Genomic DNA, 14,751 nt, shown 5'->3' on the forward strand with positions numbered 1-14,751 from the left:
GCAGTTCCTGTTGGTTTTTGTGGTTTACAGAGTATTAAAAGCTCCATATAATTCCAACAAGACATTTAAGGACTTCTACGAGGACCATTCGATATAGCTGGTGTCGCGGCTGGCACTACGGAATGTGGCGCGAGTGGATTAGAATTGATGCTGTTTGTTTTGAGGCCTTCTTTTTAGCTTGGCGCTGATACAGCTACCAAAAACTGAGTCGCTCCAAAGCTGACATTTGTCATAGAATATGTCTTTCAGGCTTTAGAGATTTGCTGCCAGGTAGTAAGCAAATGTCTATGGACACGACCAAATGTTATCATTGTGGTGATCGTTGTGATGCACAACATCTGAAGTTTGATAAAAAAAATTTTTGTTGCAATGGATGTAAAACGGTCTATGAGATTTTTCGACTTAATGATCTATCCGCTTATTACGACCTACAGTCGGCTGCTGGTACCGCTCCAAAGGCGGTTCAGGGAAAGTACGATTATCTCGATACTCCTGATATTGTTGAAAGACTGATCGATTTTCAGGACGATCAGTTCCAGATCATCACCCTTCTCATCCCGCAAATTCACTGTAGTTCCTGTGTTTGGGTCCTGGAAAACCTCAACAAATTATCTGCTGGTATTACCCATTCGCAAGTCAACTTCCCAAAGAAAGAAGTCAGGATTACTTACAAACATCAGGCCTTATCATTGAAGGAGCTGGTATACCTTCTTGCGAAAATCGGATATGAGCCAACAATTTCACTTCAAAACTATGAGGCTGCCAGACAAAAAACTGACCGTCAGCTGATATACAAGCTTGGTGTAGCTGGTTTCGCCTTTGGAAATGTGATGTTCCTGTCTTTCCCGGAATACTTTGATCTGTACGCAGGCCAAGGCGGATCTGAATTCTGGTTGGAACAGTACAAGGGATTGTTCCGATGGCTGATGTTCTTTTTCTCAGTTCCGGTAGTATTGTACGCCGCAAGGGACTACTTCAGATCTGCCTACAAAGGGCTGAGGGCAAAGTTGTTGAATATTGATGTCCCTATTGCTCTCGGTATAACCGTATTGTTCCTGCGAAGCACATTCGATATTGCCCTGGACTGGGGCAGCGGATACTTTGACAGTCTTACGGGCCTGGTCTTCTTTTTACTGTTGGGCAAGTTCTTTCAACAAAAAACATATGCCTTCCTCTCCTTTGAGCGAGACTACAAATCATATTTCCCCCTGGCTGTAACCCGTATCTCTCCTAAAGATCAAAGCGAAGAGTCTGTACAACTTTACAAGATCAAAAAAGGAGATCACCTGCTTATCCGGAATGAAGAGATTATTCCGGCAGACAGTATTTTACACAGCGGAAGCGCTACCATAGACTATAGCTTTGTGACCGGAGAGTCCATCCCCATTGCCAAAAGCGCAGGAGAGAAATTGTTCGCCGGAGGAAAGCAACTGGGAGGGGCCATAGAATTGGAAGTAGTCAAGCCGGTTTCAAACAGTTATCTCACTTCACTTTGGCAAAGCAATGTTTTTAAACAGGAGAAAACCACCCGATTTCAAAATATAACGGACAGCATTGGAAAACGCTTTACGATTGCCGTTCTTTCCATTGCCACCATCGCGGCAGCCTTCTGGATGGTTTACGACCCCGGCAAGGTCATGAACGTTTTCACAGCCGTGCTCATCATTGCATGCCCCTGTGCTATAGCCCTGGCTGCTCCATTTAGTCTTGGCAACATATTGCGCATCTTCGGAAAACACGGTTTTTATCTTAAGAATACACAAACGATAGAACAACTTGCTCAGGCAGATACGGGAATATTCGACAAGACAGGAACTATTAGCTCAACTCACAAAAGCAGCATCTCCTATGACGGTTTGGTTCTAAACGAACAGGAAGCCTCATTGCTAAAAAATACCCTAAGGTCTTCCAGTCATCCCCTGAGTAGAAAGCTATATGCCTTTTTGGCTGATCAGAATATTGGGACCCTTGATGATTTCAGTGAAGTTCCCGGATTTGGGATTGAAGGCTTTCAGGACGATGAACACATTAAAGTAGGTTCGGCCAATTTTGTCGGGAGGCCGGATGAGGCTCTGCAGAATGATACCGCTATACATATTAACGCTAACGACAATTATAAGGGCCGCTTCCTGTTTCGGAACGAATACCGGCCCGAACTGGCCGAAGTCTTTGAGACGCTTACTTATGATATGAACCTGGATCTGACGGTCTTATCCGGGGATAACGAAGGAGAAAGAAATACCCTGGAAAAACTACTCCCCGGTAACACCAGAATGTTCTTCAAACAAAAACCCGAAGATAAAATGCAATTTATCCGCGCGTTACAGTCCAGAGACAAAAAAGTACTCATGGTAGGTGATGGACTTAACGATGCAGGGGCCCTGGCTCAGAGCAATGTAGGAATTGCGGTTTCGGAGGATATCAATGTGTTTTCTCCAGCATGTGATGGTATCCTGGAGGCCTCGGGCTTCGGAAAGCTGCCAGAATATATTAAGGTATCCAGAAAAGCCCTGGGAGTAGTAAAACTGTGTTTTATCCTCTCCTTAATGTATAACATCGTAGGGCTCTATTTTGCTGTTACCGGTCAATTACAGCCCGTAATAGCCGCCATATTAATGCCCCTGAGTTCCATTTCAGTGGTGGCCTTTGCAACTGCTGCAACCAGTTTTGTAGCCAGGAAAATAAAGTAAATAATATTAGGTGATAAATGTCATTTTTTAGGGAAAGGCGTCAAAGTAGATTTACCGTCAAATTCAGGTAGGTATGAGTGTCATTTATGTGTTATTGGCAATAAGTCTTGTTGTAGCACTTCTTTTTTTCATTGCATTTGTATTGTCCGTCCGCAACGGTCAGTACGACGATGCCTATACACCCTCTATCCGAATGCTTTTTGAAGACGACCTGGTAAAAGAAATGCCGGAAGATACTGATCTAAACGAAAAGAAATCCAACTAAATTAAAGAATATGGAAGTACAACAATTTCATTACGACAACAAAATCGTTAAGAAATTCATCTACGCAACCATGCTGTGGGGAATTGTCGGTATGCTGGTCGGACTGCTGCTGGCATTTATGTTCCTGTTTCCTAATCTAACCGACGGCATTTCGTGGTTGAGTTTTGGTAGATTAAGGCCACTGCATACCAATGCGGTGATTTTTGCATTTGTAGGAAACGCGATGTTCGCAGGGGTCTATTACTCTACTCAACGACTTTTAAAGGCCAGAATGTTCAGCGACGCCCTGAGTAATTTTAACTTCTGGGGCTGGCAGGCCATAATCGTCGCGGCGGCCATTACCCTACCACTAGGTTATACTACTTCCAAAGAATATGCCGAATTGGAATGGCCAATTGACCTTGCCATTACCCTGGTATGGGTGGCCTTTGGCTGGAACTTTATCGGGACCATGCTCAAACGGCGGCAACGACACCTATACGTGGCCATCTGGTTTTACCTCGCTACTATAGTCACAGTGGCCGTACTCCATATTTTTAACAGCCTGGAATTACCGGTAGACGCCCTGAAAAGCTATTCGGTTTACGCCGGAGTGCAGGACGCTTTGGTGCAATGGTGGTATGGGCATAATGCGGTGGCTTTCTTCCTGACCACTCCGTTCTTAGGGTTGATGTACTACTATGTACCTAAGGCAGCGAACCGGCCGATCTACTCCTACCGGCTTTCCATAGTGCACTTCTGGTCCCTGATATTTATATATATCTGGGCCGGACCGCACCACTTGTTGTATTCTTCCCTTCCGGATTGGGCACAAAACCTTGGGGTAGCGTTTTCCGTAATGTTGATCGCTCCTTCCTGGGGAGGTATGATCAATGGTCTGCTTACCTTAAGAGGAGCCTGGGATAAGGTAAGGACCAGCCCGGTACTTAAATTTATGGTAGTTGCCATCACCGGATATGGTATGGCGACTTTTGAAGGACCCATGTTGTCCCTAAAAAACTTTAACGCCATCGCTCACTTCAGCGACTGGATCATTGCTCACGTACACGTAGGCGCCCTGGCCTGGAATGGATTCCTGACTTTCGGTATGATCTATTGGCTGGTACCAAAAATGTTCAAGACCAGGCTGCACTCTCTGCCAATGGCCAACTTCCACTTCTGGATAGGCACACTGGGTATCCTACTCTATGCCTTACCAATGTATGTAGCAGGTTTTACGCAGGCCCTGATGTGGAAAGATTTCAACCCGGATGGAACCCTGGTTTACGGAAACTTCCTCGAAACTGTAAATGAGATCCTCCCTATGTACTGGATGAGGGCAATAGGAGGTAGCCTTTACCTCATCGGTGTATTCGTGATGCTTTACAATATCGTAAAAACCATTCGCGCCGGTAGTAGTGTGGAAGATGAACTGGCGGAAGCCCCGGCACTGGCAAGGGTATCCCGAAGAAGAACGGTAGGCGAGACCTATCACACCTGGTTGGAGAGAAGACCGATCCAATTGACCATCCTGGCTACAATCGCCATCCTTATAGGTGGTATCATACAGATCGTACCAACATTACTGGTCAAATCCAACATACCTACCATTTCCAGTGTAAAACCCTATACTCCACTGGAGTTAGAAGGAAGGGACCTCTATATACGGGAAGGCTGTGTAGGTTGCCATTCGCAGATGATCCGGCCATTCCGTAGCGAAGTGGAACGATACGGGGAATACTCCAAGGCCGGGGAGTTCGTCTACGATCACCCATTCCTGTGGGGTAGTAAACGGACAGGACCAGACCTGCATCGGGTCGGAGGAAAGTACTCGGACAATTGGCATCTAAACCATATGTACGATCCGCAAAGTACCTCATCCGGATCCATCATGCCAGCATATCAGTGGTTGGTACGAGACAGGCTGGACCGCAGCAAAACCGAAGCCAAAATGAGGACCATGGTAAAATTGGGAGTGCCATATTCTGAAGAGGATATCGCTAATGCCCAGGAAAACATGGACACTCAGGCCGGACAGATAGAGCAGAACCTTTATAGTGATCCCGACTTTGCCAGTTCTTATGAAGAGGACAAAAAGTATGCTGCAGAGAATGGCCTGGACTTTATAGAAATGAAAGACCGGGAGATCGTGGCCCTTATAGCCTATCTGCAACGCCTGGGAACCGATATCAAGGTAAAAGAAGATTCAAAATTACTATCAGAAAATAAATAGCCATGTTAAAATTCGTCAAAAGCCATATGGAAAGTATTGATGGAATAGCCACCTATCCCATGATCTCTTTGCTGATTTTCTTTGTCTTTTTCAGCTTGCTTTTCTGGTGGGTGTTTACAGCATCCAAGGAACATATTAAGGAGGTAAGCGAACTGCCTTTAGAGGAAACTAACCAAAAGAACGAACAATTATGAGAAATTCAACACCCTGGTGGATCCGAGTTCCACTGTTATTTTTCCTGGTATTTGGACTTACGGAATACTTTGTTGACTCCGGAGCGAAGCCAGCTTTTATCGAGTATCCTATGGTACAGGCTTTCCTGGTTGTAGTATTGTTTATTCTTATTGGTATAGAGCTTATTTTACGAGCGGTGGAGAACGTAATGTTCCAGACCCTTTCTCCTGAGGCTCAGGAACGCTATATGGAATCTAAAGCGGCTCCCTGGGAATGGAAATGGGGAAAAAGGATCTACAAAAAACTATTGGGATCCAGGCCAATTGAAGAAGAAGGTGAGATCATTCTTGACCATAATTATGACGGCATCAGAGAATTGGACAACAGGCTACCGCCATGGTGGGTATACCTGTTCTATGTAACCATCATATTCGGAGTGGTTTACCTGGCCCGCTTCCATGTATTTGGCGATTATGACCAGGCATTGGAATACGAAAGAGAGGTAGCCGCAGCCCAACTGGAGATTGAAGCCTATAAAAGAACTGCTAAGGATCTGGTAGACGTCAATACGGTAGAAGTACTTACCGAATCCTCCGATCTAAGTGCGGGTAAATCCATTTTTGAGACCAGTTGTGTTGTATGCCATATGGCTGACGGAGGCGGGGGAATTGGCCCGAACCTGACAGATGAATACTGGATATTAGGTGGAGGAATCAAAAATGTCTTTAATACTATCTCCGAAGGAGGTCGGGATGGCAAAGGGATGGTTGCCTGGAAGCAAAGTCTGAAACCTCTGGAAATGGCCCAGGTAGCCAGCTATGTACTGACCTTTCAGGGTACTACCGCAGCCAATCCTAAGGCAGCTGAGGGCGATCTGTGGGTAGATCCGGATGCCCCTGCTATAGAAGAAAGCCCGGAAATGCCTGAGGCGGTTGGGGATTCCATCCCCGCAGCAGTGGAGTAGCAGCTTAGCATAACAAATAAGGAGATTTCCGTATTATGGCTAGTGAGGAGAATTTCAGGGATGCGATTGGAACCGTAAGTGAGGAAGGTAAACGGGTATGGATATTTCCTAAAAAGCCGAGTGGGCCCTTTTATGAATATCGAAAATGGGTTAGTTATTTACTACTACTCTTTCTATTCGTTTCCCCTTTCCTCAAGGTAAACGGAAACCAGTTCCTGATGTTCAATGTACTGGAGCGAAGGTTCAATATCTTCGGGCTCCCTTTCTGGCCACAGGACTTTCACCTCTTTGTGATCTCAATGATCATTGGGGTGGTTTTCGTAGCGCTGTTTACCGTGGCATTTGGCAGGATTTTCTGCGGATGGATCTGCCCCCAGACCATTTTTATGGAAATGGTCTTTCGCAGGATAGAATACTGGACAGACGGGGATAGAGGCGCTCAGCAGCGATTGGACCGCATGCCGTGGAACGCTGAAAAAATAAGAAAGCGCGCGATTAAGTGGACGATATTCTTTGTCATCTCCTTCCTGATCGCCAATGTCTTCCTGGCCTACCTCATCGGTAGCGATACGCTTTTAAGGTATGTCACTGACGGTCCTATGGCGCACATGAATACCCTGATCTCTCTGTTGATCTTTACCGCGGTATTTTACTTTGTATTTGCCTGGTTCAGAGAGCAGGTGTGTATTATCGCCTGTCCGTACGGCCGTATGCAGGGGGTGTTGCTGGACAACAAATCTATTGTGGTAGCTTACGATCACAAGCGTGGTGAAGGCAAGAACGGGCGAAAGAAATTCAGGAAGAACGAGGACAGACAAGCCTTGGGACACGGGGATTGTATAGATTGTTTTCAATGTGTGAATGTTTGTCCTACAGGTATTGACATACGAAATGGCACCCAGTTGGAATGTGTAAACTGTACCGCGTGTATTGATGAGTGCGACACCATTATGGAAAAGGTGAATCTGCCAAAAGGCCTTATACGATATGCCAGTGAAGATAATATTGTAAAGAAAGCCAAATTCAGTTTCACCCCCAGGTTAATAGGTTACACCTCTGTACTTACCATACTGACAGGAGTACTAATAGGTATGCTGTTCCTGCGCAATGATCTTGAAGCGAACATATTGCGATTACCCGGACAGCTTTACGAACGCAAGGAAGGGAACATCATCAGCAACGTCTATACGTATAAACTGGTCAATAAGACCACCACGTCCATAGAAAATGTCAGTTTCAAGCTGCTTTCTCACCAGGGAAAAATTGATCTTGTTTCCAAGCAGGATTTCGCGGTCCCTCCGCAGGACATCGCCGAAGGTACTTTGTTTATTGAGATCAACAACGCCGCACTGGACGGAGATAGAGACAAACTGCAGATAGGTGTATTCAGTGGTTCTGAATTGATAGAGACAACTACAGCCCGTTTTCTCGGGCCCAGGAGTTATAATTAAGGAATATTTGAGCATATAAAACACAGAGATCATGAAAATTAATTGGGGAACCGGAATTGTTATAGCATTTGTATGTTTCATCTCTTTCATCATTTATTTCGTTGTCCGATCCAATACGGACAGCCGGGCAGATCATGACCTTGTTACCGAAGACTACTATGAGGCGGAACTCAGTTATCAGGATGAAATTGACGCAGAAACGAATTCGAGAGATCTGGAACAACCCGTTTACCTCAGGAAAAATGAAGAGGGCCTGGAGATAATTTTCCCGGAACAATTTAAAGATAAAGGCATAGAAGGAATAGTGTCCCTTTACAGACCGTCCAATAAGCACTTGGATTTTGACTTACCTTTTAAGTTGTCCAAGACACATTTGCTCATACCTGACAATCGCTTGTTGGATGGTCGCTGGGACCTTAAAATTACCTGGAATCACGAAGGTAAGAGCTATTTACATAAAGAAAGCCTAACCTACTAAACTTAATCGGGGAAACCGAAATACTGAACAGGATGTTATACACGGCATTCTTATTGGGTTTGATGGGAAGTCTGCACTGCGTGGGAATGTGCGGACCCATCGCCTTCATGCTTCCGGTAGACCGCTCCAGCAGCTTAAAGCAGTTTGGTCAGGTGGGAATTTATCACCTGGGACGTTTATTGGCTTACAGCATTATCGGCCTCGTTTTTGGTGCTTTGGGGCAGAGCCTGCAACTTTTTGGGATGCAACAGAAGCTATCTATTCTGGTTGGGATATTGATGATAGTCCTGGTAATAGTCCCCTTAAAAAAAACACAGCGCTATCGCTTACTCAAACCCTTCTATTCGCTTTTCAACAAATTAAAGGCAAGCCTGGGAGCCTCCTTTAAAAAGAAGACCCCCGATGCCTTCCTTACCATTGGATTCCTTAATGGATTCCTGCCCTGTGGTCTGGTTTATATGGCCGTCTTTGGTGCCCTGGCAATGGAAAGCCTTTCTTACGGAGCCTTATATATGGTATTGTTCGGGCTCGGCACCATTCCTTTACTAAGTTCCGCCATCTACTTTAGCGGACTTTTGAAAAGCGCGGCAAGGTATCGAATTCGAAAACTGATCCCATTACTCGTTATATTAATCGGTGCACTTTTTATTCTTCGCGGCCTGGGTCTGGGTATCCCTTACCTGTCTCCGGAACCTGTAACGGAGATGGTTTCTGCGAATATGGAATGTGCCCAACCATGACACATTAACAACACTATGAAAATCGTAACAGCAGAAGAGGCTGCGGCTCTTGTAAGATCAGGAAACAGGATCTTTCTTCAGGGGGCGGCCATGACACCCAACACCCTAATAAACAGCATCTGTGAACGCTACAAGGAATTGAAGGATGTGGAGATCATTTCTATTCATACCGAAGGTGATGTCAACTATGCCCATCCACCCTATAACGAAGCCTTCAACATCAACAGTTGTTTTGTCGGAGGAAATGTGCGTAAGGCGGTTAACAGCAACAAGGGAGATTATATTCCTATCTTTCTCAGTGAGATCCATTTGCTTTTCAGAAGGAATATTTTACCCATAGATATTGCGGTGGTACAGGTCTCCCCACCGGACATTCACGGCTATTGTTCCCTGGGCGTTTCTGTGGATATTGCCATCCCCGCCGTACAATGCGCAAAAAAGGTCATAGCACAGATCAACCCTCAGGTTCCCAGAACTCATGGGGATGGGATCGTTCATGTAGATCAGATAGACCTTGCCATAGCCGTTGATGAACCGATTCATATCCACCCTATGGCGCCTATCTCTGAAACAGAACATAAGATTGGAAAACATGTAGCCACACTCATCGAAGATGGAGCCACTTTGCAGTTGGGGATCGGAAACATCCCCAATGCGGTCTTAAGCAATCTGGGTAATCACAAACGTCTGGGAGTACATACCGAAATGTTCTCAGACGGACTCTTGCCTTTGGTTAAAAAAGGAGTCATCACCGGGGAGGAAAAGGCCATCAAAACCAGGAAAATAGTCACTTGTTTTGCAGCAGGATCCCAGAAATTGTACAATTTCGTCAATGACAATCCCCTGGTGCACTTCAAGGAGGCCGCTTACACCAACGATACGGCCTTAATACGACAAAACCCTAAGGTGACTGCCATAAACAGCGCAATTGAAATAGACCTTACCGGACAGGTTTGCGCTGATACAATAGGCAGCCGGCAGTTCTCCGGAGTTGGAGGTCAAATGGATTTCATACGAGCGGCTTCCCTTGCCGAAGGAGGAAAGCCTATCTTTGCTATCTCGTCAGTAACCGGAAAAGGAGTGTCCAAGATCACTCCGTTCCTGAAAGAAGGTGCCGGAGTAACCACAACAAGAGCCCACGTGCATTATGTGGTTACGGAATACGGTGTGGTAAACCTATTTGGTAAAAACCTCTATGAGCGGGCTAAAGCCCTGATCTCAATCGCACACCCTGAGCATCGGGAGTCACTTGAAAAAGCAGCCTTTGAACGGTTCGGGCGGGACTAATTACCCAAAAGCATGGAACTGGCTCAATACATTGATCATACATTGCTGAAACCCACCGCTACACCAGCAGATATCCGTAAGTTGTGTTCGGAGGCCAGGGAATATGAATTCCATGCCGTTTGCGTAAACAGTAGCCATTTGGCACTTGCCGGGAAGGAGCTCCGGGAATCGGAGGTCGCCATAGCCGCGGTAATAGGCTTTCCGCTGGGAGCTATGGGCAGCACGGTAAAAGTATTTGAAACCCAGTTTTGCATTGATCAGGGGGCAGATGAAATAGACATGGTGCTCAATATAGGATGGCTTAAGTCCGGAATGCATGAGCAGGTGAAAGATGAGATCAGCAGAATAAAGGAAATTACAGGATCTAAGATCCTGAAAGTAATCATAGAAAGCTGTTATCTTTCTGAAGCGGAAAAAGAAGCGGCATGTGCTATAGTGGCCAGTTCTGGTGCAGATTTCATTAAAACCTCAACGGGCTTTGGCACTGGGGGCGCTACTTTTGAGGACGTCCAACTTATGAAAAGACTTTTGCCCGAATCGGTAAAAATTAAAGCCTCTGGAGGCATTAAAGACCATGTCACCGCCAGGAAATACCTTGAACTCGGAGCCTCACGACTTGGGACTTCATCGGGTATAGCCATCGTTAGTGAAACAAATCCATAAGTTATGAGTCTCCATATCAATGCCAAACCTGGTGAAATTGCGGAAAGGGTCTTGCTCCCCGGAGACCCGCTACGCGCGAAATGGATCGCAGAGACTTTTCTGGAAAATCCGGTCTGTTATAACAAGATCCGCGGAATGTACGGGTATACCGGCCTCTATAAGGGAAAGCCGGTATCTGTACAGGGAAGTGGGATGGGCATTCCTTCAGCCCTTATCTACTATCATGAGCTTATCAATCACTACGGGACAAAGACGCTGATCCGTGTTGGAACTGCAGGGGCCTACCAAGAAGAGCTTCAGCTCCGCGACCTGGTCCTGGCCATGGCAGCTTCCACCAACTCCGCTATCAATCAACCTAAATTTCGCGGGGCCAGCTTTGCACCAACAGCAGACCCTGAGTTGTTCCTTAAGGCCGTTGATTACTCCAGGGAAAATAATATCGCTTTCAAAGCCGGTAATGTTCTCTCTTCGGACCGGTTCTATGAAGAGGATCCTGAGATATTTCGCATCTGGGCAAAACACGGAGTGCTGTGCGCCGAAATGGAGACCGCCTGCCTGTATACGGTTGCTGCTGAATACAAGGTAAAAGCGCTCAGTATTCTGACTATATCCGATTCTCTGGTTACCCGGGAAGAATGTAGTCCCGAGGACCGGGAAAGTTCCTTTGAGGAGATGGTCTTAATGGCACTTGCTATAACACAGGAATGATCCAAAAAAAAGAAATTAAAACCCGTGCAGACGTGCAGCTTCTGGTAGAAACTTTTTACGCCAGGATCCGTGAGCATGAGGTTTTGGGTCCGATCTTCAACCAGATCGTCACGGATTGGGACAGCCACCTGGACCTTTTGACGGATTTCTGGGAAAGTCAACTATTCCTCATCCGTAAATACCACGGTGACCCGGTAAAGAAACACCAGGAAGCGGATGACAGCGTCGGAAATAGCATAACCCAGGAACACTTCGGATTATGGCTAAATTTATGGTTTGAAACCCTGGAAGAGCTGTTTGAAGGAGAGCGGGTATGGATCGCGAAAAACAGGGCTCAGAAAATGTCTACCATGCTTTATTTGAAGATCTTTGAAAACCGCCAAAAACGGGCTTAAAAGTCCTTGCGTTTAGACTTATGTACCATACGCCAAATAGGTAATAAGGTCCATAGGATCAGCATGCCCAATGAAACCAGTAAACCCAGACCGGTTCCAAAGAACGTCTTGAAAACAGCCCCGGTATAACCCAAAAGAGCGGAAATATCCAGTTTCAATAATATGAGGGTCCTGGACAGGTCAATAGGGTTGAACACTGTCGCTCCCAGGGAGAAAACATCCAGGGGATAGTCTCCGAAGACGATCAGAGAAAGCAGGAAAAGGCCGTCGTAAATAATCGCCAAAAAAAGCCAAAGTAACACAGCATAGCCAAAGCCCTTTATTTTGTTTTCGTTGGAAAGGGCAATGTTAAAGGAGAGGGCTGTAAAAATGAAGGTCAGAAAGGCCCCGGTAACCAAAAGAAGTGAAAAATCCCATATCGCATCGCTCTTGAATAGCCCGTATAAGGCAAAAGGGATGCCTAATCCCAATACAAGGCAGAGGCCCAGGGAGACCGAAACCCCCAGGTACTGGCCAAGAAAAATTGAGGAGCGTTTTACCGGTTGTGCCAGCAGCAATTCGGTAAACTCCTTGGAGTTATAATAGTACATCACCCCGAAAATAGTACCGATCAAAGGTACCAGGATTATAATGACGTTCATCAAGGTGATGACCGCTTTCGAAACATCGTTATTCAGGAAGAGTAAAACAAATCCCAATGCGAGGTAAAACAGGAAGTAAATATAACTCCACCTGCTTCGCATTAGGTCAAAAAAACTGTATTTCAGTATTTTAAGCATCATGGAGTTGCTCTTTTGTGGTTAGTCGTGTGATGGCCTCCTCCAGGCTTGTTCCCAAAGTAATCGATTTCAGATCTTCCAGACTACCTTTAAAATGTATGTTACCTTCCAGCAGGTAGACGATCTCATCTGCAACTTCCTCAACAAAACTCATGATATGAGATGTGATCAGTATGGTCTTGCCTTTTTCCTTTTCGCTCCTGATCAGTTTCTTAAGTTGGATCAGTGCTGCCGGATCGAGGCCAGTAGTGGGTTCGTCCAACATCAGCAATGGGCTGTCAAACATAAATGCAAGCACAATATTGACTTTCTGCTTGGTGCCTCCTGACAGCGCCCCTAGCTTTTTGTCCAGGAATGGTTTCAATTCAAACAAGGCGATCAGGCGATCAGCATCGCTGGGTTTTTGGCGCAGATCCTGGATCATACTGATCAATTCCGCGACCTTTAGATTTGATGGAAAATTGGCAATCTGGGGCAAATAGTTGATCTGTTGCCGGTATTTCCAATCTTTTTTGGTCGGTTGACCGCAGGCCTCAATGCTTCCGCTATTTGGGATCACCATCCCCAGAATACATTTAATGAGGGTTGTTTTTCCTGAACCATTGGGTCCTAAGACCGCCGAAATACCGCCCTGAGGAATTTCCAGATCCACCCCACCGAGGACCTCATTTTTACCAAATTTCTTATGTAATTCATTTATTTGGATCATTTTACCTGCTGCATTAAGGGTTGACGGTCTAAGAGGTTATCAGGTGTAAAAACCGGTGACACCTTCTCTGAAAAATCGATAATGTCCATAAATAAGCTGCGCAATAAAACTATGGTCTCAGGACTTCGATTTACGATATAAGAAAACAGCTTTACAGGCCGGTAGGGAACATCGCCCAAACCATTATCATCCAAATCGTAGCCAGTATAGTCGCTCCAGTAATTCCTTTCAAACAAATTATCGTTCAGGTTTCCGTCATAGGAAACATCGAAGGAATTATACATAAAATTATTGTTGGTAAACTTGTTGGAATAGCAGGCTCCGCGAACCTTAACAGCCCATCCGTTGTTTAGAAAGTGATTGGCATCGTAATTTATGCGGTTGGAACCCTCCAGGGCAATACCCGTAGAATTCTCTTCAAAAACATTTCCCCTGATTTCGGCGTCGTTGATCTCCTTCAATAATAGTCCATAGGAAGTGGGACCCCAGTTCTTTGCAAAGGTATTGTCCAGCATTTTTATTCTTTTGGAAAACATCACGGCCACTCCCGCGCCATTGTTCTTAAACGTATTGTTGCTGTACACATCGTCGTTTGAGAACATAAAATGCAGTCCGTAGCGGACATTGTTGGAACTGAAGTTATCCCGAATTTCAATACGATCCGAAAACTCAAGGTAAATCCCATCTCTTACGCGTTCCACAATATTTCCTCTAACCTCAATGTCTTTACAATACCAAAGTTGAATGCCATTACCGGAGTTGAATTCCTCCACCGCGTCCCCTACGATCTTATTGTTGATCACTTTCCCATTCCGGGCCTTTTCCAAATATATGCCGAAAAACAACCTTTCCAGCACCACATTCCTGATGACAAATCTTTCGCTTTGTATCACTCGTATGGCCGCGTGGTCCCTGGTGTAACTGGTTCCCACATTGACGAGGAACAAGCCATCAACGACCACATCATCTGAAGTTATAGTAATGATCTCTCCCTGGTCTTCTCCATCTATCTGTGGATAATTCTCCCCAAGCAGTAAAAGCGGTTTGTCAATAAGGATATTAAACTCTTTGTATACTCCCTTTTTAACCAGGATGGTATCAAAATCGGTTGCCTGTTGAACCCCTTGTTGGATGGTTTTAACTTCGCAAGAGGGACAGACAGTTATCTGTTTTGCCCGCATTTGGAATACGACAAGAAAGCAACTTGTAAACAGTATGATCCTCAGTGATCTCATA

Annotated in this window: 15 protein-coding genes; 12 read left to right on the plus strand and 3 right to left on the minus strand. The window is 45.5% G+C overall.

What is annotated here, in order from left to right; all coding sequences use genetic code 11:
• The first annotated feature begins 287 nt into the window (after positions 1–287).
• The 12 genes from GTQ38_RS00570 (at position 288) to GTQ38_RS00625 (ending at position 12,027) form a co-directional block, all read left to right on the plus strand.
• A complete protein-coding gene (locus GTQ38_RS00570; protein WP_161433284.1) occupies positions 288–2,690 on the plus strand; it encodes a heavy metal translocating P-type ATPase in 2,403 nt (800 codons plus the stop codon).
• A 73-nt stretch (positions 2,691–2,763) separates the two neighbouring features.
• On the plus strand, positions 2,764–2,955 hold the full coding sequence (gene ccoS, locus GTQ38_RS00575) for a cbb3-type cytochrome oxidase assembly protein CcoS (protein WP_161433285.1): 192 nt from the start codon (positions 2,764–2,766) through the stop codon (positions 2,953–2,955).
• Positions 2,956–2,965: 10 nt separating this feature from the next.
• The gene (ccoN, locus tag GTQ38_RS00580) at positions 2,966–5,167 is read left to right on the plus strand and encodes a cytochrome-c oxidase, cbb3-type subunit I (RefSeq protein WP_161433286.1); all 2,202 of its coding nucleotides are present in this window, start codon (positions 2,966–2,968) and stop codon (positions 5,165–5,167) included.
• Between the two features lie 2 nt (positions 5,168–5,169).
• Positions 5,170–5,361 (plus strand): CcoQ/FixQ family Cbb3-type cytochrome c oxidase assembly chaperone, encoded by a 192-nt coding sequence (locus GTQ38_RS00585; RefSeq protein WP_161433287.1) that lies wholly within the window; start codon positions 5,170–5,172, stop codon positions 5,359–5,361.
• Positions 5,358–6,305 carry a cbb3-type cytochrome c oxidase N-terminal domain-containing protein gene (locus tag GTQ38_RS00590; protein WP_161433288.1) on the plus strand — a complete coding sequence of 316 codons (948 nt, stop codon included), beginning with the start codon at positions 5,358–5,360 and terminating at the stop codon, positions 6,303–6,305. Before GTQ38_RS00585 ends, GTQ38_RS00590 begins: the two co-directional genes overlap by 4 nt.
• A 35-nt stretch (positions 6,306–6,340) precedes the next feature.
• Positions 6,341–7,756, plus strand: a complete 1,416-nt coding sequence (ccoG, locus tag GTQ38_RS00595; protein ID WP_161433289.1) for a cytochrome c oxidase accessory protein CcoG — start codon at positions 6,341–6,343, stop codon at positions 7,754–7,756.
• A gap of 31 nt (positions 7,757–7,787) precedes the next feature.
• The gene (locus GTQ38_RS00600) at positions 7,788–8,234 is read left to right on the plus strand and encodes a FixH family protein (protein WP_161433290.1); all 447 of its coding nucleotides are present in this window, start codon (positions 7,788–7,790) and stop codon (positions 8,232–8,234) included.
• A gap of 32 nt (positions 8,235–8,266) precedes the next feature.
• On the plus strand, positions 8,267–8,974 hold the full coding sequence (locus tag GTQ38_RS00605; protein ID WP_161433291.1) for a sulfite exporter TauE/SafE family protein: 708 nt from the start codon (positions 8,267–8,269) through the stop codon (positions 8,972–8,974).
• 15 nt (positions 8,975–8,989) lie between these two features.
• The gene (locus tag GTQ38_RS00610) at positions 8,990–10,261 is read left to right on the plus strand and encodes an acetyl-CoA hydrolase/transferase family protein (RefSeq protein WP_161433292.1); all 1,272 of its coding nucleotides are present in this window, start codon (positions 8,990–8,992) and stop codon (positions 10,259–10,261) included.
• 12 nt (positions 10,262–10,273) lie between these two features.
• A complete protein-coding gene (deoC, locus tag GTQ38_RS00615; protein ID WP_161433293.1) occupies positions 10,274–10,924 on the plus strand; it encodes a deoxyribose-phosphate aldolase in 651 nt (216 codons plus the stop codon).
• 3 nt (positions 10,925–10,927) lie between these two features.
• A complete protein-coding gene (deoD, locus tag GTQ38_RS00620) occupies positions 10,928–11,632 on the plus strand; it encodes a purine-nucleoside phosphorylase (RefSeq protein ID WP_161433294.1) in 705 nt (234 codons plus the stop codon).
• The gene (locus tag GTQ38_RS00625) at positions 11,629–12,027 is read left to right on the plus strand and encodes a group III truncated hemoglobin (protein WP_161433295.1); all 399 of its coding nucleotides are present in this window, start codon (positions 11,629–11,631) and stop codon (positions 12,025–12,027) included. The genes deoD and GTQ38_RS00625 overlap by 4 nt, the downstream gene beginning before the upstream one ends.
• On the opposite strand, the gene GTQ38_RS00630 is transcribed toward GTQ38_RS00625, so the two are convergent.
• Genes GTQ38_RS00630 through GTQ38_RS00640 form a run of 3 tightly spaced genes read right to left on the minus strand, consistent with a single transcriptional unit; the run spans position 12,024 to position 14,750 of the window.
• Positions 12,024–12,806, minus strand: a complete 783-nt coding sequence (locus tag GTQ38_RS00630) for an ABC transporter permease (protein WP_161434013.1) — start codon at positions 12,804–12,806, stop codon at positions 12,024–12,026. The genes GTQ38_RS00625 and GTQ38_RS00630 overlap by 4 nt on opposite strands.
• Complete coding sequence (locus GTQ38_RS00635) at positions 12,799–13,515, minus strand: ABC transporter ATP-binding protein (RefSeq protein ID WP_161433296.1); 717 nt, start codon at positions 13,513–13,515, stop codon at positions 12,799–12,801. The genes GTQ38_RS00630 and GTQ38_RS00635 overlap by 8 nt, the downstream gene beginning before the upstream one ends.
• Positions 13,512–14,750 carry a nitrous oxide reductase family maturation protein NosD gene (locus tag GTQ38_RS00640; RefSeq protein WP_238857726.1) on the minus strand — a complete coding sequence of 413 codons (1,239 nt, stop codon included), beginning with the start codon at positions 14,748–14,750 and terminating at the stop codon, positions 13,512–13,514. The genes GTQ38_RS00635 and GTQ38_RS00640 overlap by 4 nt, the downstream gene beginning before the upstream one ends.
• Position 14,751: the final 1 nt, after the last annotated feature.

This window comes from Poritiphilus flavus (assembly GCF_009901585.1).
Classification (GTDB): Bacteria; Bacteroidota; Bacteroidia; order Flavobacteriales; family Flavobacteriaceae; genus Poritiphilus; species Poritiphilus flavus.